Origin of the sequence: Vibrio sp. ZF 223 (genome assembly GCF_003050585.1) — a bacterium.
GTDB classification, from domain to species: Bacteria; Pseudomonadota; Gammaproteobacteria; order Enterobacterales; family Vibrionaceae; genus Vibrio; species Vibrio crassostreae.
Map to the genome: position 1 here is coordinate 194,679 of NZ_PIGB01000005.1, position 24,110 is coordinate 218,788.

Below are 24,110 nucleotides of genomic sequence, written 5' to 3' on the forward strand. Positions count from 1 at the left end.
TAAAGGGTCAGTTTACACCCTATTTTGTGGCTAATTATCTGCATAACGAAAAGACTCGATATGACTAGCTAAAAGACATAAAAAGATAGCTCATAATGATCGCATCTTCGTTGCCTTGCTTGATTGGGTAATAGTTACGACGACGATCGACTTCATTAAAGCCCGCTTTTTCGTAAAGATTAAACGCATTCACATTACTTTCGCGAACCTCTAGCCAAGCGCTTTCCGCGTCAGCTTGCTCGCACATATCAAGGAAATGTTCAGTTAACGCTTTACCATACCCTTTGCCTTGCTGGCTTGGGTCTACCGCTATATTAAGTAACGTGACTTCACCAACAATGTTTTGCGCGAAGAAGTACCCGACCACTTGCCCATCGACTTCAAGAACATGATGACAAGCGCCTCGACTCTCAAGATCTCGAATCATGGTTTCAGACCATGGATGAGAATGTGCGGCCTGCTCAATCTGCCAAATGGCGTCTAGGTGTTGTTGTGAAGTCGGTAAAAATTGATTAGTCATAAGCACAAATTTGTTGCCATAAGTCGCGGCGATGTTGGTTATTACCGTTAATGTCAGACAGTAATGGCGATTGTAATGTTTTAGCCTTCAGCTCTTGAGCCGGCTCACACCCAGCAAACCACACCCACTCAACCGCCCCTAAATCCACAGAAGATAGGTGCTGAGGCTGAATGTGTAATGCCTGAGATAAGTCGAGCTTGATACTTTTGAGTACTCGTTCAAACATCACGGCGAGATCTTCCTGAGGCTTTTCAGGCGAAACCAACAGTAGCTTGCAGTCATTTGAGAGTGGCATCAATTCAGATTCATAACCCGCTAAACGCTCTGGGTGGCTAAGCTCCCATTGGCTAATGCCCATCTCTTGCAGGTATTGTGCGTGTGTTTGTGACATATCTAGCGGTGTAACCTTAGGTTTATAGTGGGCGATTTATTAGAGCGAAGTTAAAAACGAGCTCATCAGAGCTGGGCTGATACTAACAAAAAATAAAGGAGCATCAAGCTCCTTTATTTAGACTAAATCAGTTTGCATCATATTGCGTGGGAAATGGGCTTATAAGTCATTGAACTCAGGACTGTAAGCAATCTCACCAGAATGCCCAGCAAGCGCACCTTCAACTAACTCGATAGCTTGAAAGGCTCCCTCTGGCACATTCCAAGTGCAGCTCAAACCAAACTCACTCGCAGCCTTGAAACCAAAGCGGCCGTAATAGGCAGGATCACCAAGCACAACACAGGCTGGGTAACCAAAATCAACCAAAGTAGAGAAAGCATCTTCAACCAGTGATTTAGCAATGCCTTGGTTGCGGAACTCTTCTTTCACAGCAAGCGGTGCAAGCCCCTGCCAATTGTGATCGTCACCTTTAAGCGTGATAGGGCTAAACATCAGGTGACCAACCACCTCGCCTTCGTCAGAACAAGCCACCAGCGATAGCGTTAAATGACTATTCTCACGCAGGCTCATAACCAAATTAGCTTCTGCATCTGTTTCAAAAACAGATTTCAATAAACGATCAATGACAAGTATATCTGCCGGTGCTTCAGTTCGAATAAGCATTCATTACCTCACTTTGTGTATCTGGGGATTGTACTCCCTTCTGCACAAAATCAGCTAATTGATTTAACAAAGTTTTCATAGGAGTCGGCAATAAGTCCAAATCTACGCTATCCATCAAGTTTTTGACTTCTAAACCAAGCTCGGTATCGCCTTCAATAGACAGTCTACGTTGGAAGAAAAGCGTATCTGGATCTTCTTTACGCCCCGCAATCAACACAAGGTCATTAAGATTCCCGCTAAAGCTTACATCTTCAGCCACCTCTTTATCAGCTACAACTAGTTGCTCATTTTTGTAACTAATACACCAACTTAACCCCATATCTTTTATTGAGACTTTAAGCCACTTATCTTCTAAGAACTCAAAGTCACCGTCCTCTAAAGCTTCCTTAAAGACATTCTTAAGCGCCTCCAACAAGGCTCTTTTTTGTACTGTTTTAGGCAATAACTGGACTGGAGATCGCAAAATTGATGCGGCATTTTGAACTAGTTGAGTGCGAATCTTGTTTATCACGTGACTTATCCGTAACTTTGTCAATAATATGGAATGCATCATAGATGATGTTAAGATCTCAGTTACTGTTATGCATCAAATTAACTTCTGTTTGATGCTCGACCTTTAATATCCTGAAAATCACAGTTATAGTAACTCAGGTAATGAGAATTACAGCGGATCGCTGCACTCACAGGTAAATATCGATAGCCACACAAAAAGTAATAAATATTTATCGATAGTGAATATTCAAGCTCTTGGAGAATTGGTAGTACTTTGATGCCTCCCCAGCAACTACAACATTGGTTTACCCAGCTAACTGCAAATAGTCCGTTCTTTTTTGCAGTACTTGATGCTCAACATAACTATTTTATGGTGAATGAGCGTTACTGCGATATTGCTGGTTTGAGTCAAACAGAGCTTGCAGGCATGAATGACCGCCAAACATTGGGCGAACAATTTTACCAACATCTTAAGCCTTACTATGAGCGTGCATTCAGTGGCGAAACGATTGAGGCCGAAGTCACCCTTAACGAAACTGACCTCGATACCAGCCTTCATTTCAGCCTATCTCCGCTTACCAATGGCAACAAAACCGACTACATCGTCTTTCACGCCTTCGACACATCAGAAAACCAAGTACTTGTCCGTTCTTTAGAAGAATCCGAAGCTAAATTCCACAAGCTATCTCAACTACTCCCAGACGGATTACTGCTCGTTGAAAGTGACTACATCTTGTCATCCAACCCAGCAGCAGCTCGCTTGCTTGGCTTTAACTCAACCACAGAGTTAATTGGCGAAGAATTGGGACGCCTATTTATCGATGAACAAACCAAAACAGTTTTCAATAATAACCTCACTTCTATTATTTCTGAGTCTGGTTTGGTTTGCTTAACGGGTGCCCGATGCGGCTTTGAACGTAAGGTTCAGCTCAACATCGACTCCACCACTGTTCTTGGAAGTAATACTCAGTTGGTGCTTATCCAAGACGCACAAGAAACCGCAAAACAATATACACCGGCAAACAGTGAAGATGCCTACATCGACGCACTGACTAAGCTCTATAACCGAGTTGGGTTTACAAAGCGTCTTGAGCAGTTCATTCACAACGATACGCCAGTGGTGATGCTCTACTTAGACATTGATAACTTTAAGAATATCAATGATTCACTTGGTCATCACATCGGTGACAAGGTGATTAAAGAGGTCGCTTCACGCCTTAAACGCTTACTGCCCCGTAAGGCTGTGATTGGGCATTTAGGCGGGGATGAGTTTGGTATTATCCTGCCAGAACCTGAACATCAGCGAACACCTGAAATGCTCGCTGAAAAGATCATCTCCCTGATCAATCAACCCTTCGATCTTCACCACTTCAGTAAACGCTTGGCCTGCTCGATTGGTAGCGTGAACTTCCCTCAAGATGGTACTGATGCTCGTATCTTGTTGCAAAATGCAGACACAGCAATGTATGAAGCGAAAGATCGTGGTCGCAACCGCTTGATCAAGTTCAACGAACAGATGAACAAAGAAGCGCGTATGCGACTGTGGCTGGAGATTGAGCTTCAGAAAGCGCTGCAACAAAATGGACTCGAGGTTTGGTACCAACCAAAAGTAAATGCCCGTGATTTCACCATCAACGGAGCAGAAGCTCTAGTTCGTTGGAAACACCCTGTCGAAGGCTACATCAGCCCTGCTGCTTTCATCCCAGTTGCAGAACGTGCAGGTCTTATCGAGCAGCTTGGTCGTGTGGTGATGCGTGAAGTATTCGCAACAGTTAAACGCTGGAAGATGCAGGGGATCCTACCTGGCCGTGTGGCAATCAACCTTTCTCCTGAACAGTTTGGGAACCCGAAACTGATTGATTACATGGAAAAACTGCTACGTTCGACAGAACTAGACCCAAGTGCGATTACATTTGAGCTAACGGAAAGCGCGGTGATGAGTGATAGTGAACACACACTTCAAATGCTTAACGCCATCAAGAAACTTGGCTTTGCTCTCTCCATCGATGATTTTGGTACTGGTTACTCTTCACTGTCTTACCTTGCTCGCTTCCCAATTGATGAGCTAAAGATAGACCGTGCTTTCATCTCTGATATCGATACCCTACCAAAGCAAATCACCGTAATTGAAAACATCATCAACCTGGGTAAATCTCTCGATTTGACCGTGGTTGCAGAAGGTGTCGAAACCAGTGAGCAAGCGACTCTACTGTCTAACCTCAACTGTAGTTCGATTCAAGGCTTCCACTTCTACCGTCCGCAACCAAAACAAGATGTCGAAGAGTTGTTTGCCCAAAACCGCCGTCATAAGAACTAACTAACCGATTCAAGTACCTCATATTTAAACCAAGCCAACATGTAAAACGGTCACTCGTCAGTACCTCAAACGGAGTAAAAGCAGATTTATCCATCTAAACCTGCCTTACATCAATTCCGTCATTCACAATTCTTCATAAAATGCTCGCTTCAACTCAATTCTACTGGTAGTGAGCAAATGGAACTCTTATGCCCAGCGGGTAACTTACCTGCTTTGAAAACCGCTATTGATTGTGGTGCGGATGCTGTCTATATCGGATTCAAAGACGATACCAATGCCCGACACTTTGCAGGCCTAAACTTTGCGGGTAAAAAGCTCGATCGTGCTGTACAGTATGTGCATGACCACAACAAGAAAATTCATGTTGCCCTAAACACGTTTGCTCACCCAAATGGCTTCGACCGTTGGACCAATGCCGTAGACAACGCTGCTGCGCTAGGTGTCGATGCACTGATCATCGCAGACATCGCGGTGCTTGAGTACGCAGCAAACAAATATCCAGATCTAGAACTGCATCTATCGGTACAAGCATCAGCGACCAATGCCGCTGCTATCGACTTCTACCATAAAAACTTCAACGTTAAGCGTGTGGTACTGCCGCGTGTATTATCGATTCATCAGGTCAAACAGCTTTCTCGTAATATCACTTCTGACGTTGACCTTGAAGTATTCGCTTTTGGTAGCTTGTGTATCATGGCAGAAGGTCGTTGCTACCTCTCTTCATACATGACTGGCGAATCACCAAATACGGTTGGCGCTTGCTCTCCTGCGAAATACGTTCGCTGGCAAGAAACAGAAACAGGCCTCGAATCTCGCTTGAACGAAATCCTTATCGATAAATATGAAGCAGGTGAGAACGCAGGTTACCCAACGCTGTGTAAAGGCCGCTTTGAAGCAGAGATCGATGGTGAACGTAAGCGCTATCACGCACTTGAAGAACCAACCAGCCTAAACACGCTATCAATGCTGCCAGAGCTTTTCGCTGCCAATGTTGCTTCAGTGAAAATTGAAGGTCGTCAGCGTAGCCCTGCTTATGTAGAGCAAGTTACTCGTACGTGGCGCGCTGCTATTGATCGCTACTTAGCAAACCCTGAACAATACCAAGTAGAACAAGCTTGGAATGCGACACTGGCGAATGTATCGGAAGGTACACAAACCACGCTTGGCGCTTATCACCGTAAATGGCAATAGAGCCAAATGGAGAACTCGATGAAATACGCATTAGGCCCTCTACTTTATTTTTGGCCAAAACAAGACGTTGAAAGCTTCTATGAGCAAGCGAAATCAAGCTCTGCTGATATCATCTATCTCGGTGAAGCCGTGTGTTCAAAGCGTCGTGAGATGAAAGCAAAACACTGGATGGACATCGCTAAAGAGCTGTCTGCTTCAGGTAAGCAAGTGGTACTGTCGACCATGGCGTTGCTCGAAGCGCCAAGTGAAGTCAACATCATGAAGAAGTACATCGATAACGGTGACTTTGCGATCGAAGCCAATGATGTGTCTGCGATTCAACTGGCCAGCGAAAGCAAAGTACCTTTCGTGGTTGGCCCAGCAGTAAATACATACAACGCGCGCACCCTGAACCTGTTCTTGAAACAAGGTATGACGCGTTGGTGTATGCCGGTTGAGCTTTCTCGCGAATGGCTAAGCAACGTAATGACCCAGTGTGAAGAACTGAACATCCGTAATAAGTTCGAAGTAGAAGTGTTTAGCCACGGCTACCTGCCGCTTGCTTACTCAGCACGCTGCTTTACCGCTCGCGCGGAAAACAAAGCTAAAGACGATTGCGAAACCTGCTGTATCAAGTACCCAACAGGGCTACAAGTAGAAAGCCAAGAAGGCCAATCAGTCTTCAACCTTAATGGCATCCAGACCCAATCAGGCTACTGCTACAACCTAGTCAATGATTTGCCGAACATGCACGACCTGGTTGATGTGGTTCGCTTAAGCCCACTCGGCGTTGATACCTTCTCTGAAATCAATAACTTCAGAGCGAACGAACACGGTCAAAAACCGATGAAGATCGAAAGCCGCCAATGTAATGGTTACTGGCATAAGCTTGCAGGTTTAGACGTTAAGAACATCTAGTTCCTCGCATTGGACTAACCAGAAACAGGTACAAAAAAGGTCTAGCATTCGCTAGACCTTTTTAGTTCGTCTCAAGAAAATCGACCTATGCCGTTGCGGTTTCCATCGGCGAGGCGTCGAGCTTCTTTACGTCTTTGTAGAGCATCACCATTACCACCGCGCTCAACGCGATATTAGACAGTGGATATGCAATCCAGATCCCCGGCACACCGTACAACTTAGGCATAATGTACAAGAAAGGTAACTGGATCAGCATATTGCCTATCGTTACAAACATCGCCTTGCTACCCTTGTTCACTGCCTGATAGTAAGCACCTGCTACTACCAAGAAGCCATCTAGGGCTAAGGCAAACATGTGAAGTCGAATACCCAACACGGTGTACTCAACTAACTGAGGTTCGTCCGAGTTAAAGACTGATACAAACTCACGTGGGAATGCGTTCAGAAGCAGCACGAACGCCACACCAATCAATACCGAACTCAGCATCGCAATCTTAAGTAACTTACGAATGTTCGCTTGGTTACGCGCACCATGGTTGTAGCTCACCAAAGGTTGCATGCCATTGGCGATACCTTCAGCCGTGAGATAATAAACCGTCACGATGTAGCCCAAAATCGCGTAAGCACCAATCATCAACTGGTCGCCATATTGGGAGAACAACGCATTGTGCAGCGCCACCATCATCGAACCATAAGCGTACATAAAGAAGCTTGATGTACCAATGGCGAAGATCTGTGGGATAACCGATAGCTTCAGTCGTAACTCATTCCAACGTAAGCGTAAATTTGCTCGACGTGAAAAGAAGTAAGCCAGACCTAAGCCCGTTACCACAAATTGTGCGATAGCTGTTGCTAGTGCCGCGCCCATCAACTCCCAACCATACAGAGCGATAAACAGGTAATCGAGTACGATATTAATCACAGCACCAACGATCATCAATATCGTCGCTAAATTAGGGCTGTCATCGTTACGCAGTAGAAACGGCATCGCGATCGAACCTAGCGTGAAGACACTAGCACCAATAAGAATGTGTAAGTACTGCAAGCCAAGTTCATACACTCGCCCTTCAGCGCCCTGCCAAAGCAAGAAGTTATCAGCAAACAAAAACAGCAATGCGGAGACAATAGGCGTTATCGCTAACAACAGGGTTAAGCCCGTTGCTAAGATCTGCTTAGCGCCTTGAGTATCTTTTTCACCTTGGCGAATCGAGACCAGTGCACCGGTACCCACGCCCACCAACATACCAATACCGAGAATCGAACCAATCACAGGCCACGCAACATTGATACCTGCAAGTCCATCAGCCCCCACATAGCGGCCAATGAAAATGCCATCCACCACTTGGTACAGGCCATTAACCAACATGGCTGCCACGGTAGGGATTGTGTATCGCCAAAACTGACGACTAATTGAGTTACTCATTTCTTACTCTACTTTCATTTGTGAGTCGCATATCAACAAGATATGACTCGAAAAATTAGTTAATAAGGCTAACTAAATATCTAAATTATTTACTTCAAAGCTTTATTTAATAATAGGTTTAGCTGCTGAGATTCTTGCTCAGACAAACGACTTTCCAGTATTTGTGCCATGACCTGATAGATCTTACTTTCTTCTTCTAAGCCGACTTCAGCTTTGCTGGTCAGTACAACCAACTTAGACCTCGCATCTTCGAGCGAAGCTTTACGCTCAACAAGCCCCTTTCTCTCTAGTCTCTGAACCATAGTGGTTGCTGAAGGCTTGGTCACCTGCATCTCAATCGCAAGATCAGTCAATCGGATCGGTTCAGGAGAAGATTGAATGACCTTCAAATAGTCATACTCATTGAAGCTCAATTGGCAAATAGGGTCTTCATTTACCTGAGTTCGCCATATCTTTGAAGCGAAGCGCTCAATCTTTTCTAAATTCTGGTTTAGCATACTCACCCAATCAAAAAATGGCATTTAGTTAGCAAGGCTAACTATTTTAGTATTGTTTAAATAAAAAGCAATCAAAACGAGATGAAGAGCATAAAAAACCGCTGACAGGCAGCGGCTTCTCGGAGTCAAAATGTATTGCTTACTTAGCACTGGCTTCTTCTTCAGCCTCAGCTAACTTAACTTGTGCTAAGTGCTCGGCTTTAAGCGTGGTGAAGATACGGCTTAGCTCTAAGAAAGAGTAACGGTGCTCTACATATTCATACACGTTGAAAGAGACTGACAACTTGTACAAAGAGATCGCATTCGCGTAGTCACCATTCATATGGTAACGCTTAGCAAGGTAGAAGTACGTCTCTGTTAGACGCTGCGCTAGTAACGTGTTGTCACGAGTACCGGTTAAGATCGCCTTAAAAGCCTGCTCTTCAGTAATGTCATCAAGCATAATCGCGACTAATACCCAGCCCCACTGCTCATCGCGACTCTCGTAACGTTTTTGTAAATCAAGCTTAGCTTGCTCTGGCGTTAGCTCATGCTGAATGATGTACAACCACAGAGCGCGAAACGGATCGCTAGGATCATCGGCATAGTGCTTCATCATCTCTTCATTAGCTAAGTCATAACGTTCGCCATAATAAAGCGCGATAGAACGGTTTCTTTCTGCGTAAGAGTTTGCAGGATCAAGCTCTAACGTAGAATCAAAAGATTCATAAGCCGCATCAAACTCCCCTACCTGCGTAAAGTAAACACCCAAAAGATTGAAGATATCAGGTTGAGCTGGGTTCAATGAAAGAGATTGGTTGAAGTCGAGACGCGCGAGATCACGCAGGCCAACACTGTCGTAGTAGTTACCACGTTCAAACAGCATCTTAGCTCGAACTTCATCGTTCAAATCTGGGCGCTGTAATAACTGACTAAGACGTGCAATTTGAACTTCTTGCTGAACGCTTGGTTGCAGTGGCACGGCCATCGGTGGATAAACCCAACGTGAGGCGTTATCTGATGTTGTCGCACAACCTGTTAGTACAAGCAGTAAACACATACTCGCGGTTTGAAACCATTTCACAAATAATTACTCCTGTTATGACCGCAATAAAAAAGGGGAGCGATATGCTCCCCTTTATAACATGCTTTGTTGACGATAGGTTAGAAATCACTAAAAAGCGATATCACCATCGACACACTGAGAATTACTCAGCAGCAGGTGCTTCGCCTTCAGCTGGCGTTTCAACTGCTTCTTTCATGCTTAGACGTACACGGCCTTGACGGTCAATTTCAAGAACCTTAACAGGAACTTCTTGACCTTCAGTTAGGTAGTCAGACACTTTCTCAACGCGCTTGTCAGCGATTTGAGAGATGTGTACTAGACCATCTTTACCTGGAAGGATAGTAACGAATGCACCGAAGTCAGCTAGACGAGCAACTTTACCTTGGTAAATGCGGCCAACTTCAACTTCAGCTGTGATCTCTTCGATACGACGGATAGCTTCTTTAGCAGCTGCGCCTTCAGTAGCAGCAATCTTGATTGTGCCATCGTCTTCGATTTCGATTGTAGTACCAGTTTCTTCACAAAGAGCACGGATAACTGCGCCGCCTTTACCGATAACATCTTTGATCTTATCAGAGCTGATTTTCATTGTGTGGATACGTGGAGCGAATTCAGAGATATCTTCACGAGCACCAGAGATAGCTTCATCCATTACAGAAAGGATGTGCTTACGTGCACCTTGCGCTTGGTTAAGTGCAATTTGCATGATCTCTTTAGTGATACCTTCGATCTTGATGTCCATTTGAAGTGCAGTGATACCAGCGTTAGTACCTGCTACTTTAAAGTCCATGTCACCTAGGTGATCTTCGTCGCCAAGGATGTCAGAAAGAACAACGAAATCGTCGCCTTCTTTAACAAGACCCATTGCGATACCCGCAACAGAAGCTTTGATTGGAACACCAGCATCCATAAGCGCTAGAGATGTACCACATACAGAAGCCATTGAAGAAGAACCGTTAGATTCTGTGATTTCCGATACAACACGAACTGTGTATGGGAATTCTTCAACAGAAGGCATTACTGCTTGGATACCACGTTTAGCAAGCTTACCGTGACCAATTTCACGACGCTTAGGAGAACCAACGAAACCAGTTTCACCTACACAGTATGGAGGGAAGTTGTAGTGTAGAAGGAAGTTGTCTTTCTTCTCACCCATTAGGCTATCGATGATTTGAGCATCACGTTGTGTGCCAAGCGTTGCAGTAACAAGTGCTTGAGTTTCACCACGAGTGAATAGAGAAGAACCGTGTGTACGTGGAAGAACACCAGTACGTACGTCTAGCGCACGAACCATGTCTTTTTCACGGCCATCGATACGTGGGTTGCCAGCGATGATGCGGCTACGTACTACGTTTTTCTCTAGAGAACCAAGCATGCCGCGGATTTCGCGCTCATCTAGGTTTTCGTCTTGTGCGATTAGAGCTTCAACAACGTCGTTCTTGATTGCGCCAACTTGCTCGTAACGAGCCATTTTTTCAGTGATCTGGTACGCGTCAGATAGACGTGTTTCAGCAAGTTCAGCAACTTGAGCTTTAAGCTCTGTGTTAACTGCTGGTGCTTCCCAGTTCCAAGATGGAGTTGCAACTTCAGCAGCAAACTCGTTGATTGCTTTGATTACAACTTGTTGTTGGTCGTGACCGTAAACAACAGCTGAAAGCATTTCTTCTTCAGATAGGTTATCTGCTTCAGATTCAACCATAAGTACTGCGCCTTCTGTACCAGACACAACTAGGTCTAGTTTAGAGTTTTCAAGCTCAGTATTTGATGGGTTAAGAACAAGTTCGCCGTCGATGTGACCAACACGTGCAGCACCGATAGGACCATTGAATGGAGCACCAGAGATAGCAAGTGCAGCAGACGTTGCGATCATAGTGATCATGTCTGGGTTTACGTCAGGGTTGATAGAAACAACCGTAGCGATAACTTGAACTTCGTTTTTAAACGCACTTGGGAAAAGTGGACGAATTGGACGGTCAATCAGACGAGCTGTTAGTGTTTCGCCTTCAGATGGACGACCTTCACGCTTGAAGAAACCACCAGGGATTTTACCCGCAGCGTATGTACGCTCTTGGTAGTTAACTGTTAGAGGGAAGAAGTCTTGACCTGCAACAGCTTCTTTCTTAGCAACAACAGAAACGAATACTGATGTATCATCCATAGTCGCCATTACAGCAGCGGTAGCTTGACGTGCAATTACGCCCGTTTCTAGAGTAACGGTGTGGTTACCGTACTGGAACGATTTTACAACTGGTTTTTCAAACATTGTATATCCTTAGCTCTAAAGTCAAACTTTAGATTAAGTGAATAATGACTCAAGATATTACCAATCGCGACTAGTGAAAAGGGACTTAGGATGGTGACTCTTTGTATGAGTTCATACGCCGAATTAAGACCAAATCCGCCTTTGAATAGTCGCGACCTATTGGCCGACATCTGTGACTGTAATCTCTTGAGAGGTTGATTGCCAAACGCTGAAAACGCTATAGGCGGGCGTAGTATAAACTATTTTTATTAGGAGATATATTTCCTATCAGAAAAAGCCAGATGATATTCTGAGCATCCGGCCTAGCATTTTCTTACAGGCACAAAAAAAGGAGCATAAATGCTCCTTTTCTTCAAACTGTCTTTGCAGACATCGCTATTAGCGACGTAGGCCTAGACGCTTGATTAGGTCTTGGTAACGAGCAAGGTTTTTGCCTTTCAAGTAATCAAGAAGCTTACGACGGCTAGAAACCATACGTAGTAGACCACGACGGCTGTGGTGATCGTGTTTGTGCGCTTTGAAGTGACCTTGTAGGTGGTTGATAGAAGCAGTAAGTAGTGCTACTTGTACTTCTGGTGAACCTGTGTCGCCTTCAGATTGTGCGTATTCTGCAACGATTGCTGCTTTAGTTTCTGCATTCAGAGACATAATTCTCTCCTGATAAGAGTAAGTTTATATTTGTAGCAGCCAATCTCTGATTCAGCCGCTACGCGAGCCGAGGATTATAGGGAAGTTTGTCAGTTGGTGCAATAACAATCGAACCCATTAAAAACGAAAAAAGCGAACCACCTAAATTAGGTGTTCGCTTTCTGTCTCATTTGCTCGAATTTCAAGACGAACCGCTAAGATCTAACTCGATTTAAGCGTTACGCTTGTGGCTCTTCATCTCTGAAAACAACCAAACGCTTCGGTGCAACTCGGCCATCTTCAGCAATCTGGGCAACGCCAACAAACAGCTTCTCTTCGCCACTTGTCATACGAACCGTGCCTTCAGTTGGCGCACCAGCAACCTGAACTGGCATACCGTGCTGAACTAGGTCAGTCAGTTCCGCGTTCAGGTTTACTTCTGGTAAATCTTCAACGGCAGTGTCCATTGGCATCAGCAGAGGATCAAGCAGCTCTTTCGGTGCAATTTCTTGCGCCTGTGCTTGCTCTAGGATCTCGTTTAACTGCTCCAAAGTCACCATACGCTCGTATGGGTACTTCGCGACACCTGTACGACGAAGCATTGTCACGTGAGCACCACAACCAAGCATTTCACCAAGATCGTCGGTAATTGTACGGATGTATGTGCCTTTCGAACAATGCACTTCCATTTCAACTTCATCACCTTCAAAGCGAAGCAGTTCAATAGAGTACACAGTGATTTTACGAGACTCACGAGGAACCTCGATACCTGCACGCGCGTATTCGTACAAAGGCTTACCTTGATACTTCAATGCCGAAAACATTGATGGTATCTGATCGGTTTCACCCTTGAAGCTCGCAATACAACGCTCAAGCTGTTCTTGAGTCACGTTAACATCACGCGTCTCTACCACTTCACCATCAGAGTCTGAGGTATTGGTACGCTCACCAAGCTTAGCAATAACAACGTAGCGCTTATCAGAATCTAGAAGAAACTGAGAAAACTTCGTTGCTTCACCAAGACAAATTGGCAGCATGCCAGTCGCAAGAGGATCCAGAGCACCGGTGTGCCCCGCCTTCTCTGCAAAGTAAATACGCTTTACTTTTTGCAGTGCATCATTAGACGAAATGCCAGTTGGCTTATCTAATAGAATTACCCCGTTGATAGGGCGACCTTTACGACGGCGAGCCATTACTCTTCGCCCTTAGACTGAGTTTCGTCAGTGCGGCCAGCTTCTTCTTGCTTGCGCTTGTCGTCGTTCAGAACTTCACTTACTAGGTTAGACATACGCATGCCTTCGACTAGTGTGTTGTCGTAAGTAAAACGAACTTCAGGCGTTAAACGGTGGCGAATACGCTTACCAAGAGCCATACGAACTGGCACTTCATGCTCTTTAAGAGCTTTAAGACATGATTCAGGTGTTTGCTCACCAACACATAGGAAAGTCACGAACACTTTTGCGTAAGCAAGGTCACGAGACACTTCTACATCTGAGATAGTTACCATACCAATACGTGAGTCACGAACTTCACGTTGGAGGATAAGAGCAAGTTCTTTTTGAAGCTGCTGAGACACACGTTGTGTGCGGCTAAATTCTTTTGACATTTTCTTTTCTCACTTAGAAAGATGGGGGGCTTGGTAATTACCAGCCCCCCATGGTGTATTCAACAACCGATTACTTATTACCTTTATTAGTAATGTTAGTAACCTTAGTCAATATGTCGAGTCGTACAGACTGATTAGTCTAGAGTACGTTTAACCTCAACGATTTCGAATACTTCGATCTGGTCACCAACGCGAACGTCGTTGTAGTTCTTAACGCCGACACCACATTCGTAACCGTTCTTAACTTCTTGAACGTCATCTTTAAAGCGACGAAGTGACTCTAGTTCACCTTCGTAGATAACAACGTTTTCACGAAGTACACGGATTGGGTTGCTACGCTTAATCGTACCTTCAGTAACGATACAACCAGCGATTGCACCAAGTTTAGGCGACTTAAATACGTCACGAACTTGTGCAAGACCAATGATCTCTTGACGGAATTCAGGAGCAAGCATACCGCCCATCGCCTGTTTAACTTCGTCAATCAGTTGGTAAATGATTGAGTAGTAACGTAGATCTAGGTTTTCGTTCTGAACCGTGTTACGCGCAGTTGCGTCAGCACGAACGTTGAAACCAAGGATGATAGCGTTAGAAGCTGCAGCAAGAGTTGCATCAGTTTCAGTAATACCACCAACACCAGAACCTACGATGTTCACTTTAACTTCGTCAGTTGATAGTTTCAGTAGAGAGTCAGCAATCGCTTCTACAGAACCTTGAACGTCAGCTTTAAGTACAACGTTAAGTTCAGCAACTTCACCCGCCGTCATGTTCGCGAACATGTTCTCTAGTTTCGCTTTTTGTTGGCGAGCTAGTTTAACATCACGGAATTTACCTTGACGGTAGTTAGCAACTTCACGTGCTTTACGCTCATCACGTACAACAGTCGCTTCGTCACCTGACGCAGGTACGCCAGAAAGACCTAGAATTTCTACAGGGATAGATGGACCTGCAGTTTCGATGTCTCTGCCGTTCTCATCGCGCATTGCACGAACACGGCCGTACTCTTGACCACAAAGAACGATGTCGCCTTTGTTTAGAGTACCAGACTGTACTAGTACTGTTGCAACTGGACCGCGACCTTTATCAAGACGAGATTCAACAACAACACCAGACGCCATGCCTTCTTTAACCGCTGTAAGCTCAAGAACTTCAGACTGAAGAAGGATTGCTTCTAGAAGACCATCGATGTTTGTGCCCTGTTTTGCAGAGATGTGAACGAAGATGTTCTCGCCGCCCCACTCTTCAGGGATAACGTCGTATTGAGCTAGCTCATTCTTAACGTTGTCTGGGTTTGCACCTTCTTTATCGATCTTGTTCACAGCAACAATCAGAGGAACGCCTGCCGCTTTCGCGTGCTGGATTGCTTCGATTGTTTGTGGCATTACGCCATCGTCTGCTGCAACTACAAGTACAACGATATCTGTCGCTTGAGCACCACGAGCACGCATAGCGGTAAACGCCGCGTGTCCAGGAGTATCAAGGAAAGTGATCATGCCGTTGTCAGTATCTACGTGGTAAGCACCAATGTGCTGCGTGATACCGCCAGCTTCGCCAGAAGCAACGTGTGCTTTACGAATGTAATCAAGTGTTGAAGTTTTACCGTGGTCAACGTGACCCATGATAGTAACAACAGGAGCACGACCTTCAGCGATAGCATCGCTATCACGGTCAGCTAGTACTGCTTCTTCAAGTTCGTTTTCTTTACGCAGGATTACCTTGTGACCCATTTCTTCAGCAACAAGTTGTGCTGTTTCTTGGTCGATCACTTGGTTGATAGTCGCCATAGCGCCCATCTTCATCATTACTTTGATAACTTCAGTTGCTTTAACTGACATTTTGCTCGCCAGTTCAGAAACAACGATAGTTTCGCCGATAGCAACGTCAGATTTAGCAACAGTCGCTGACTTATCGAAGCCTTGCTGCATTGAAGTTGGTTTAGCAAGCTTACCTTTACCGCCACGACCACGTTGGTTACGACCACCACGGTTGTTTGCAGGTTGGTTAGCAGGAGCTGCTTTCTTCTTGCGACGACGAGGTGCTTTCTCATCTTTCTTATCTGCCGCATCTTCAGCTTCACGAGCGTAAGTAGAAGTAGTCACATGGTAATCCGCAGATTTCTCTTGCTCTTTCTTCTTCTTCTCTTCTTCAGACCAACGTTCTTGGTTCTCTTCTGCTAACTTACGAGCTTCTTCAACAAGCTTAGCTGCTTCAGCTTCTGCTTTACGAGTTGCTTCTAGCTCTTGACGAGCTTTAAGTTCATCCGCTTCTTTTTTCGCTTGTGCGTTAGCGTCTGCATTTTTTGAATTCATGTCTTTTTTAGCCTTTTCAGCTTGTGCGCGTTGAGCCTTCTCTTCAGCTTCACGTTTTGCATCCGCTTCACGTGTTACTTTTTCTTCGGCTTCGCGCTGTGCTTTCTCTGCAGCATCACGTTTCGCTTGCTCTTCAGCATCGCGTTGTGCTTTCTCTTCCGCTTCACGATTAGCCGCTTCCTCAGCTTCACGTTTCGCTTCATCTTCAATAGTGCTGCGCTTCACGTAAGTACGTTTTTTACGTACCTCTACTTGAACATCCTTACTCTTACCGCCTCCAGCGGCAACACTTAGCGTGCTGCGGGTCTTGCGTTGAAGAGTTAAACGAGTCGGTTCTGTTTCACCAGAAGTATCGCCGTGCTCCTTTTTAAGGTGCGTTAGCAATGTTTGCTTCTCTGAATCAGTCACTTGATCCGACCCTGATTTCTTCATGCCTGCATCAGCAAGTTGTTCAATTAAGCGGTCAACTGGCGTACCAATCTCTTCACTCAGTGCTTTAACTGTTAATTGTGTCATACCGCTTTCTCTCCTTGCTGAATTATTCTTCGTCGCCGAACCAACAGATGTTACGCGCAGCCATAATTAGCTCGCCTGCGCGCTCTGCAGTTAGGTCTTCGATGCCTTCTAGTTCATCAACGCCTTGGTCAGCTAGGTCTTCCAATGTCGCAACGCCTTTTGCTGCTAGCTTGTAAGCCATTTCACGCTCAAGACCTTCAAGTGCAAGTAAGTCTTCAGCAGGCTCAACACCATCGAAAGTTTCTTCTTTCGCTAGCGCTAGAGTAGTCAGTGCGTCTTTCGCGCGGTTACGTAGTTCTTCAACGATACCTTCATCTAGACCATCTACTTCAAGAAGCTCGTTCACAGGAACGTATGCTACTTCTTCAAGCGTAGAGAAGCCTTCTTCAACAAGCATTTGAGCAAAGTCTTCTTCAATGTCTAGGTGCTTCATGAAGTTTTCAATAGAAGCAACTGCTTCTTCTTGGTGCTTCTTCTCAAGGTCAGCAACAGTCATTACGTTCAGTTCCCAACCAGTAAGTTGAGAAGCTAGACGTACGTTTTGACCGCTACGACCGATAGCTTGTGCTAGGTTATCCGCTTCAACAGCGATATCCATAGAGTGTGCGTCTTCATCAACGATGATTGAAGCAACATCAGCAGGAGCCATTGCGTTGATTACGAATTGAGCCGGGTTATCATCCCAAAGAACGATATCAATACGCTCACCGCCAAGATCGTTAGAAACAGCTTGCACACGTGCACCACGCATACCAACACACGCACCAACTGGGTCAATACGTTTGTCGTTTGTTTTCACAGCGATTTTAGCACGAGAACCCGCGTCACGTGCAGCACCTTTAAGTTCAATTAGCTCTTCACCAATCTCAGGCACTTCAACACGGAATAGTTCAGCTAGCATTTCTGGCTTCGAACGAGTAACGAAAAGCTGGAAACCGCGAGCTTCTGGTTTAACTGCGTAAAGAAGACCACGAACACGGTCACCTGGACGGAAGTTTTCACGAGGAAGTTGGTCATCACGAAGGATTACCGCTTCAGCGTTGTTACCTAGGTCTAGGATAATAGTGTCACGGTTAACTTTCTTAACTGCACCAGTTACTAGCTCACCTTCGTTATCAATAAACTGTTCAACGATTTGAGCGCGTTCAGCTTCACGTACTTTCTGTACGATAACTTGCTTAGCCGTTTGAGTGGTAATACGGTCAAACGTTACTGATTCGATGTCATCTTCAATGAAACCGCCAAGTTCGATCTCTGGGTCATCGTACTTTGCAGCTTCAATAGAGATTTCTTTTGTTGGGAATTCAACTTCCTCAACAGCTTCCCAACGACGGAAAGTTTCGAAATCACCCGTTTTACGGTCGATTTCAACACGAACTTCAATTTCTAGTTCGCTTTTCTTTTTTGTTGCCGTTGCAAGCGCGATTTCAAGCGCTTCAAAAATACGCTCACGAGGAACTGCTTTCTCATTAGAAACAGCTTCTACTACCGCCAAAATTTCTTTGTTCATTAATCTAGCCTCTTAAGCTCTTCTCTCTAGGAGAACTAAAATTTAGGGATCAGGTTAGCTTTCGCAATATTGCTCAGGACGAATTCTTCTTCTTGTCCTTCAACCAATACTTTCACTGTCTCGCCTTCGATAGATTGGATATCACCTTTCCATTTACGACGGTTGCCGACAGCCATTTTCAAAACGATGCTTACCTCGTGACCAATAAATTGTTGGTAATGCTCTGCTTTGAACAGTGGTCTCTCTAAACCTGGTGAAGACACTTCAAGGTTATAAGCCACTGAAATTGGATCTTCAACGTCCATTACGGCACTTACTTGGTGACTAACTTCAGCGCAATCATCTACATTGATACCGTTTGGTGAATCGATGTAAATACGTAGCGTTGAGTGCTCACCAGCACGAATAAATTCTAATCCAACTAACTCATAACCTGATGCTGCTACTGGAGCGTCAAGCATTTCAGTAAGTTGTCTTTCTAAACCAGTCATTTAACCACTCCAGAAACAAAAAAAGGGCTCAAAGCCCAATTTAAATTCCAAGCAAACATTATCTAAGCGCATTTATAAATGCTTAGATAACAAAAAACCCCGTATAAGCCGGGGTTTTTGTTGCTGGACCCTTATATGTTAAGTGCCATCACATTCGATATCACACTTAACTCACAGTGAGGTTCACACTGTGCAAACTTGCTACCAATACAAGCTATATAATAGCATTGAAATTGGTTGCGGGAGCCGGATTTGAACCGACGACCTTCGGGTTATGAGCCCGACGAGCTACCAAACTGCTCCATCCCGCGTCCGACTTGCGAGCATTATACGCCCAACAAGATGTTTTACAAGTTTGTAAACATGGTGCCGAGAGAGGGACTCGAACCCTCACACCCTAAGGCACTAGCACCTCATGCTAGCGTGTCTACCAATTTCACCATCTCGGCATCAAATCTTTACAGATTATTGTGGAATTTCGTCGCCTTGCGCCGGAACTTCACTCACTGCGTCATCAGCTTGTTGAATTACCTGACCTTGAGTCGGGTCAATCCATTGTGACTCAGTTTTATGTGTAGACATATTACCAAGCACTAAGCTAAGGATAAAAAATGTAGTTGCAAAAATTGCAGTCATTCGGGTAAGGAAATTTCCTGAGCCACCAGCACCAAACACAGTGTTTGAAGCGCCAGCACCGAAAGAGGCTCCCATATCTGCGCCTTTACCTTGTTGAATCAACACTAGGCCAATTACACCAAGCGCTGCCAACAGGTAAATCACAAGTAGAACTGTAAACATTTTTCCACCTATGTTCCTAATTGTTGAGCCAGCGCCGTTCAAAAAACTATTTTTAAGAACAAGGCTAGCGACCTCCTAACTGAAGGCCGAGCAATACTAGCGAATGCGACGATGGCTGACAAGGAGAATTTGCTAAAAAATAAGCCTTTACCAAGTGAATGGTCAAAAAAAGGTCAAAAGCGACACAAAACTCATTTACGTCTCTTTTGACCGTTATATCTTGACCGTTATATAAGTCAATCACTTCTAATCACAGGCGCTATTCATTGCGCCTGTTTAGTAAAAGGTTAAATTAGCAGTTTGCTTTTACTGCATCGGCAATCTTAAGCGCGGATGCTTGAACAAGCTCAGCATCTTCGCCTTCAACCATCACACGCAATAGTGGCTCTGTACCAGACTTACGTAATAGCACACGACCTTTCTCGCCAAGTTCAGCTTCAACTTCAACAACAGCTGCTTTTACTGCTTCTGCTTCTAGTGGGTTTGAGTCTCCACTGAAACGAACGTTTTCTAGAACTTGCGGGTACAACGTCATGCCCTGAGACAGCTCATTCAGAGTCATTTCGCTATCAACAACTGAAGCCAATACTTGCAGCGCAGCAACGATAGCATCACCCGTCGTTACTTTATCTAATAGGATAACGTGACCCGAGTTCTCTGCTCCAATCTTCCAGCCTTTAGCAAGAAGTTGCTCCATTACGTAACGGTCACCAACTGCAGCACGAACAAACGGAATACCTAACTGCTTAAGGCCATTTTCCATACCCAGGTTGGTCATTAGTGTACCAACAACACCACCTTTCAACTCACCACGACGCAGTGCATCGCGTGCAATGATGTAAGCGATTTGGTCACCATCAACTTTGTTGCCTAGCTCGTCAACCATGATGATACGGTCGCCGTCACCATCAAAGCCCAGACCTAATGCCGCTTTTTCTTCAAGCACTTTAGCTTGCAGAGCACGTACATCCGTCGCGCCTACTTCGTGGTTGATGTTAGTACCATTTGGCTCAACACCAATAGCCACAACCTCAGCACCCAGCTCTTTAAATACAGCAGGCGCAATGTGGTAAGTGGCACCATGGGCACAATCGATAACGATCTTCATGCCAGCTAATGTCATTTTATGTGGGAACGTACTTTTACAGAACTCGATGTAACGGCCAGCGGCATCGTTCAAACGTACTGCTTTGCCTAGCTCCGAAGAATCAACGCATTCAATGTCTTTGTCCAGTTCAGCTTCAATCGCCAACTCGATATCGTCCGGTAGCTTTGTTCCCTCAGAAGAGAAGAACTTAATACCGTTATCGTAGTAAGGGTTGTGTGATGCTGAGATAACAATACCAGCTTCAGCGCGGAACGTTTGTGTTAGGTAAGCCACGGCTGGTGTTGGCATTGGGCCAGTAAAAGTAGCCTGAAGACCCGCAGCAGCGAGACCAGCTTCTAGAGCAGACTCCAGCATGTAGCCAGAGATACGGGTGTCTTTACCAATGATGACTTTCTTAGTGCCCTGTTTCGCAAGAACACGACCCGCAGCCCAGCCAAGCTTCAGAACAAAATCAGGTGTAATCGGGTATTGGCCAACTTTGCCACGTACACCATCTGTGCCGAAGTAACGTCTCTTATCAGACATATTGATTTTCCTTAATTATGATTAGTGATTGTTATTCATCACTTCGATTATCTTCATCGCTTCCAATGTATCTTCAACATCGTGAACGCGAATAATTTGTGCACCTTTGATTGCAGCGATGGTAGCGCAAGTGACGCTAGCAACCATGCAATCTGCTGGAGCTTTGTCTAGTAGCTTAAAGAGCATCGACTTTCTCGACATCCCCGCTAAGACTGGCAACCCAAGCCTGTGAAATTTTTCAAGGTGCGCTAATAGGTGGTAATTATGCTCAATGGTTTTACCAAAACCAAAACCAGGATCCAAAATCAGCTGATCTTTTGGTATGCCAACAGCCTCACACGCTTCTACCCTTTCTTTTAAGAACGCTTCAACATCCGTTAGGACATCATCGTAATTTGGGTTGGCTTGCATGGTTCTTGGCTGACCTTTCATGTGCATCAGGCAAACTGGCACATTAGCATCGGCGGCTGCCTCTAGAGCTCCGGGCTCTTGCAATGCGCGCACATCATTGATCAAATCAGCCCCTGCTTCAACGGCTTGGCGCATCACTTCAGCTTTACTGGTATCAATAGAGATCCACACATCGAACTTGGCGCGAATTGCTTTAATGGCAGGTATAACGCGAGCGAGCTCTTCTTCTAAAGATACGTCAGGTGCTCCCGGGCGAGTTGACTCACCACCAATGTCAATAATGCTAACACCTGCTTGAATCATTCGCTCTGCTTGCAGTAAAGCATTATCTAATAAATTGAATTTCCCGCCATCAGAGAAAGAGTCAGGCGTAACATTGAGGATACCCATCACATGTGGGCGGTCTAAAACGAGCGTTTTATTATGTGCTTTTAATATCATGGAAGGTGGGTCTTAAAGGTAAAAACATCTTGGGCTATAAACAGAAAAACCCTGAGCGTACTCAGGGTTTTAATTTAAAGCCTAGTGATTAAGAATCTTTGTTTTGAGCATCATCTGATTCAGACTTAACTTCTTCAACTTGCGACTCTTCAGCTTTTGGTTCGGCTGCTGCTTCTTCTGATTTCGCTTCAGGTTTAGCTTCTTCCTTTGCAGGTTCTGCTTTCGCCTGATCACCCCAACCAGCTGGCTCACGAATGTCGTCTTTACGTTCCATCAAGTCATCAATCTGACCTGCATCAATCGTTTCAAACTTCATTAGCGCGTCTTTCATCGAGTGCATGATATCCATGTTCTCTTCAAGAATTTGCTTCGCACGAGCATAGTTGCGGTCGATTAGAATACGAATTTCTTCATCGATCAGCTTAGTCGTATCGTCAGAAACATGTTTCGCTTGGCTCATACCGCGACCTAGGAAAACTTCGCCTTCTTCTTCAGCATATAGAAGAGGACCCAGTTTTTCTGAGAAGCCCCACTGCGTTACCATCTTACGAGCAATATCAGTTGCACGTTCGATATCGTTAGACGCACCAGTCGAAACTTTGTCTTTACCGTAGATAAGTTCTTCAGCAAGACGACCACCGTACAAACTAGAGATCATTGATTCTAGATGTTGGCGAGACATGCTTACGCGGTCTTGCTCAGGTAGGTACATAGTTACACCAAGCGCACGACCACGTGGAATGATTGAAACCTTGTACACTGGATCGTGTTCAGGCACCAAGCGACCAACAATTGCGTGACCCGCTTCGTGGTAAGCCGTTGACTCTTTCACTTCTTCAGACATCACCATTGAACGGCGCTCTGCACCCATCATGATTTTGTCTTTAGCTAGTTCGAACTCAACCATAGATACATTACGCTTGTTACCACGAGCAGCAAACAGCGCCGCTTCGTTCACAAGGTTCGCAAGATCTGCACCAGAGAAACCTGGAGTACCACGAGCAATCAGAGATGGTTCAACATCACCCGATAGTGGCACTTTACGCATGTGTACTTTAAGAATCTGTTCACGACCACGTACATCTGGCAGACCAACCACAACTTGACGGTCAAAACGACCAGGACGAAGTAATGCAGGGTCTAGTACGTCTGGACGGTTAGTCGCAGCGATAACGATAATACCTTCGTTACCTTCGAAACCATCCATCTCAACCAGCATTTGGTTCAGTGTTTGTTCACGTTCATCGTGACCACCACCAACACCAGCGCCACGTTGACGACCTACAGCATCGATTTCATCGATAAAGATGATACAAGGTGCCGCTTTCTTCGCTTGTTCGAACATGTCACGCACACGAGATGCACCAACACCAACAAACATTTCAACGAAGTCAGAACCAGAGATAGTAAAGAACGGTACTTTCGCTTCACCGGCAATCGCTTTTGCAAGCAATGTTTTACCCGTACCAGGAGGACCAACCAACAAGATACCTGTTGGGATCTTACCACCTAGCTTTTGGAAGCGGCTTGGGTCACGAAGGTAATCCACAAGCTCTTTCACGTCTTCTTTTGCTTCGTCACAACCAGCAACATCAGCAAACATCGTTTTGATTTGTTCTTCGCTCATCATTCGAGCTTTACTCTTACCGAAAGACATCGCGCCTTTACCGCCGCCGCCGCCTTGCATTTGACGCATGAAGAAAATCCATACACCAATCAGTAAGATCATAGGGAACCATGAGATGAAGATAGTGCCAAGCAGGCTCTGTTCTTCAGGTGGTGTACCCTGAACTTTTACGTTTTGATTAATTAAGTCATCAAGTAGCTTTTGATCATAAACAGGCATGTAAGTTACATACTTAGAGCCACCACCACGACGTGTGAAAGTGATTTCGCTGTTATTGAACTGTGCGTCTTGAATCTGGCCTTGGCCAACTTCCTGTACAAACGTGGTGTAATCTACTGCTCTGCCGTTACTTTCCCCAGGGCCAAAGCTCTGGAATACCGACATCAACACTACCGCGATAACAAGCCACAGAATTAAATTTTTTGCCATGTCACTCAAGGTG

21 protein-coding genes and 2 tRNA genes are annotated in these 24,110 nt (G+C 45.1%); 3 read left to right on the forward strand and 20 right to left on the reverse strand.

Annotated elements, in window-relative coordinates; all coding sequences use genetic code 11:
• Nucleotides 1-64 precede the first annotated feature (64 nt).
• The 4 genes from rimI to ubiT form a co-directional block, all read right to left on the reverse strand.
• The gene (rimI, locus tag CWO13_RS12470; RefSeq protein WP_108083035.1) at nucleotides 65-520 is read right to left on the reverse strand and encodes a ribosomal protein S18-alanine N-acetyltransferase; all 456 of its coding nucleotides are present in this window, start codon (nucleotides 518-520) and stop codon (nucleotides 65-67) included.
• Nucleotides 513-911, reverse strand: a complete 399-nt coding sequence (locus CWO13_RS12475) for a DNA polymerase III subunit psi (protein WP_048658151.1) — start codon at nucleotides 909-911, stop codon at nucleotides 513-515. Before CWO13_RS12475 ends, rimI begins: the two co-directional genes overlap by 8 nt.
• Nucleotides 912-1,070: 159 nt before the next feature.
• Complete coding sequence (locus CWO13_RS12480) at nucleotides 1,071-1,574, reverse strand: GNAT family N-acetyltransferase (protein WP_102433383.1); 504 nt, start codon at nucleotides 1,572-1,574, stop codon at nucleotides 1,071-1,073.
• Nucleotides 1,558-2,085 (reverse strand): ubiquinone anaerobic biosynthesis accessory factor UbiT, encoded by a 528-nt coding sequence (gene ubiT / locus CWO13_RS12485; protein WP_032545250.1) that lies wholly within the window; start codon nucleotides 2,083-2,085, stop codon nucleotides 1,558-1,560. Before ubiT ends, CWO13_RS12480 begins: the two co-directional genes overlap by 17 nt.
• 258 nt (nucleotides 2,086-2,343) lie before the next feature.
• Between ubiT and CWO13_RS12490 the strand changes: the two genes are divergently transcribed.
• The 3 genes from CWO13_RS12490 to CWO13_RS12500 all read left to right on the forward strand — a co-directional run bounded on the left by CWO13_RS12490 (nucleotide 2,344) and on the right by CWO13_RS12500 (nucleotide 6,471).
• Nucleotides 2,344-4,383, forward strand: a complete 2,040-nt coding sequence (locus CWO13_RS12490; RefSeq protein ID WP_048658152.1) for a bifunctional diguanylate cyclase/phosphodiesterase — start codon at nucleotides 2,344-2,346, stop codon at nucleotides 4,381-4,383.
• Between the two features lie 177 nt (nucleotides 4,384-4,560).
• Nucleotides 4,561-5,574, forward strand: a complete 1,014-nt coding sequence (ubiU, locus tag CWO13_RS12495) for a ubiquinone anaerobic biosynthesis protein UbiU (RefSeq protein ID WP_017068227.1) — start codon at nucleotides 4,561-4,563, stop codon at nucleotides 5,572-5,574.
• Nucleotides 5,575-5,592: 18 nt separating this feature from the next.
• Nucleotides 5,593-6,471, forward strand: a complete 879-nt coding sequence (locus CWO13_RS12500) for a U32 family peptidase (RefSeq protein WP_181359919.1) — start codon at nucleotides 5,593-5,595, stop codon at nucleotides 6,469-6,471.
• Between the two features lie 85 nt (nucleotides 6,472-6,556).
• Here CWO13_RS12500 and CWO13_RS12505 read toward each other — a convergent pair whose 3' ends face one another.
• The 16 genes from CWO13_RS12505 to ftsH all read right to left on the reverse strand — a co-directional run bounded on the left by CWO13_RS12505 (nucleotide 6,557) and on the right by ftsH (nucleotide 24,097).
• Entirely contained in the window at nucleotides 6,557-7,894 is a 1,338-nt protein-coding gene (locus CWO13_RS12505; RefSeq protein WP_055319586.1) for an MATE family efflux transporter, read from the reverse strand.
• 89 nt (nucleotides 7,895-7,983) lie between these two features.
• A complete protein-coding gene (locus tag CWO13_RS12510) occupies nucleotides 7,984-8,391 on the reverse strand; it encodes a MarR family winged helix-turn-helix transcriptional regulator (RefSeq protein ID WP_009847536.1) in 408 nt (135 codons plus the stop codon).
• 139 nt (nucleotides 8,392-8,530) lie between these two features.
• The gene (gene nlpI / locus CWO13_RS12515; protein ID WP_048658156.1) at nucleotides 8,531-9,454 is read right to left on the reverse strand and encodes a lipoprotein NlpI; all 924 of its coding nucleotides are present in this window, start codon (nucleotides 9,452-9,454) and stop codon (nucleotides 8,531-8,533) included.
• A gap of 124 nt (nucleotides 9,455-9,578) precedes the next feature.
• Entirely contained in the window at nucleotides 9,579-11,699 is a 2,121-nt protein-coding gene (gene pnp, locus CWO13_RS12520) for a polyribonucleotide nucleotidyltransferase (RefSeq protein ID WP_019819855.1), read from the reverse strand.
• 378 nt (nucleotides 11,700-12,077) lie between these two features.
• Complete coding sequence (gene rpsO, locus CWO13_RS12525) at nucleotides 12,078-12,347, reverse strand: 30S ribosomal protein S15 (protein ID WP_010436144.1); 270 nt, start codon at nucleotides 12,345-12,347, stop codon at nucleotides 12,078-12,080.
• A 218-nt stretch (nucleotides 12,348-12,565) separates the two neighbouring features.
• Nucleotides 12,566-13,519, reverse strand: a complete 954-nt coding sequence (truB, locus tag CWO13_RS12530; RefSeq protein ID WP_017059233.1) for a tRNA pseudouridine(55) synthase TruB — start codon at nucleotides 13,517-13,519, stop codon at nucleotides 12,566-12,568.
• A complete protein-coding gene (rbfA, locus tag CWO13_RS12535; protein ID WP_017065964.1) occupies nucleotides 13,519-13,932 on the reverse strand; it encodes a 30S ribosome-binding factor RbfA in 414 nt (137 codons plus the stop codon). The genes truB and rbfA overlap by 1 nt, the downstream gene beginning before the upstream one ends.
• Nucleotides 13,933-14,066: 134 nt before the next feature.
• Nucleotides 14,067-16,757 carry a translation initiation factor IF-2 gene (infB, locus tag CWO13_RS12540; protein ID WP_055319587.1) on the reverse strand — a complete coding sequence of 897 codons (2,691 nt, stop codon included), beginning with the start codon at nucleotides 16,755-16,757 and terminating at the stop codon, nucleotides 14,067-14,069.
• 22 nt (nucleotides 16,758-16,779) lie between these two features.
• The gene (gene nusA, locus CWO13_RS12545; RefSeq protein WP_017059230.1) at nucleotides 16,780-18,267 is read right to left on the reverse strand and encodes a transcription termination factor NusA; all 1,488 of its coding nucleotides are present in this window, start codon (nucleotides 18,265-18,267) and stop codon (nucleotides 16,780-16,782) included.
• Nucleotides 18,268-18,302: 35 nt separating this feature from the next.
• Nucleotides 18,303-18,758: a ribosome maturation factor RimP gene (gene rimP / locus CWO13_RS12550; protein WP_004738265.1), complete on the reverse strand. Its 456-nt coding sequence runs from the start codon at nucleotides 18,756-18,758 to the stop codon at nucleotides 18,303-18,305.
• Between the two features lie 234 nt (nucleotides 18,759-18,992).
• Nucleotides 18,993-19,069, reverse strand: a tRNA-Met gene (locus CWO13_RS12555).
• Between the two features lie 53 nt (nucleotides 19,070-19,122).
• Nucleotides 19,123-19,207, reverse strand: a tRNA-Leu gene (locus CWO13_RS12560).
• Nucleotides 19,208-19,223: 16 nt separating this feature from the next.
• On the reverse strand, nucleotides 19,224-19,556 hold the full coding sequence (gene secG, locus CWO13_RS12565) for a preprotein translocase subunit SecG (protein WP_017059392.1): 333 nt from the start codon (nucleotides 19,554-19,556) through the stop codon (nucleotides 19,224-19,226).
• 292 nt (nucleotides 19,557-19,848) lie between these two features.
• Complete coding sequence (gene glmM, locus CWO13_RS12575) at nucleotides 19,849-21,189, reverse strand: phosphoglucosamine mutase (protein WP_017059393.1); 1,341 nt, start codon at nucleotides 21,187-21,189, stop codon at nucleotides 19,849-19,851.
• A gap of 21 nt (nucleotides 21,190-21,210) precedes the next feature.
• Nucleotides 21,211-22,041 carry a dihydropteroate synthase gene (folP, locus tag CWO13_RS12580; RefSeq protein WP_108083037.1) on the reverse strand — a complete coding sequence of 277 codons (831 nt, stop codon included), beginning with the start codon at nucleotides 22,039-22,041 and terminating at the stop codon, nucleotides 21,211-21,213.
• A gap of 88 nt (nucleotides 22,042-22,129) precedes the next feature.
• Nucleotides 22,130-24,097, reverse strand: coding sequence for an ATP-dependent zinc metalloprotease FtsH (gene ftsH / locus CWO13_RS12585; protein WP_048658160.1), 1,968 nt, complete (start codon nucleotides 24,095-24,097; stop codon nucleotides 22,130-22,132).
• Between the last annotated feature and the right edge of the window lie 13 nt (nucleotides 24,098-24,110).

Excerpts from the sequence above, each read along its gene's own strand:
- rimP (WP_004738265.1), bottom strand. The coding sequence starts at position 18,758 with ATGACTGGTTTAGAAAGACAACTTACTGAAATGCTTGACGCTCCAGTA.
- ftsH (WP_048658160.1), bottom strand. The coding sequence starts at position 24,097 with ATGGCAAAAAATTTAATTCTGTGGCTTGTTATCGCGGTAGTGTTGATG.
- secG (WP_017059392.1), bottom strand. The coding sequence starts at position 19,556 with ATGTTTACAGTTCTACTTGTGATTTACCTGTTGGCAGCGCTTGGTGTA.
- rbfA (WP_017065964.1), bottom strand. The coding sequence starts at position 13,932 with ATGTCAAAAGAATTTAGCCGCACACAACGTGTGTCTCAGCAGCTTCAA.
- rimI (WP_108083035.1), bottom strand. The coding sequence starts at position 520 with ATGACTAATCAATTTTTACCGACTTCACAACAACACCTAGACGCCATT.
- infB (WP_055319587.1), bottom strand. The coding sequence starts at position 16,757 with ATGACACAATTAACAGTTAAAGCACTGAGTGAAGAGATTGGTACGCCA.
- nusA (WP_017059230.1), bottom strand. The coding sequence starts at position 18,267 with ATGAACAAAGAAATTTTGGCGGTAGTAGAAGCTGTTTCTAATGAGAAA.
- CWO13_RS12475 (WP_048658151.1), bottom strand. The coding sequence starts at position 911 with ATGTCACAAACACACGCACAATACCTGCAAGAGATGGGCATTAGCCAA.
- CWO13_RS12505 (WP_055319586.1), bottom strand. The coding sequence starts at position 7,894 with ATGAGTAACTCAATTAGTCGTCAGTTTTGGCGATACACAATCCCTACC.
- CWO13_RS12510 (WP_009847536.1), bottom strand. The coding sequence starts at position 8,391 with ATGCTAAACCAGAATTTAGAAAAGATTGAGCGCTTCGCTTCAAAGATA.
- glmM (WP_017059393.1), bottom strand. The coding sequence starts at position 21,189 with ATGTCTGATAAGAGACGTTACTTCGGCACAGATGGTGTACGTGGCAAA.
- folP (WP_108083037.1), bottom strand. The coding sequence starts at position 22,041 with ATGATATTAAAAGCACATAATAAAACGCTCGTTTTAGACCGCCCACAT.
- pnp (WP_019819855.1), bottom strand. The coding sequence starts at position 11,699 with ATGTTTGAAAAACCAGTTGTAAAATCGTTCCAGTACGGTAACCACACC.
- ubiU (WP_017068227.1), top strand. The coding sequence starts at position 4,561 with ATGGAACTCTTATGCCCAGCGGGTAACTTACCTGCTTTGAAAACCGCT.
- CWO13_RS12490 (WP_048658152.1), top strand. The coding sequence starts at position 2,344 with ATGCCTCCCCAGCAACTACAACATTGGTTTACCCAGCTAACTGCAAAT.
- CWO13_RS12480 (WP_102433383.1), bottom strand. The coding sequence starts at position 1,574 with ATGCTTATTCGAACTGAAGCACCGGCAGATATACTTGTCATTGATCGT.
- truB (WP_017059233.1), bottom strand. The coding sequence starts at position 13,519 with ATGGCTCGCCGTCGTAAAGGTCGCCCTATCAACGGGGTAATTCTATTA.
- CWO13_RS12500 (WP_181359919.1), top strand. The coding sequence starts at position 5,593 with ATGAAATACGCATTAGGCCCTCTACTTTATTTTTGGCCAAAACAAGAC.
- rpsO (WP_010436144.1), bottom strand. The coding sequence starts at position 12,347 with ATGTCTCTGAATGCAGAAACTAAAGCAGCAATCGTTGCAGAATACGCA.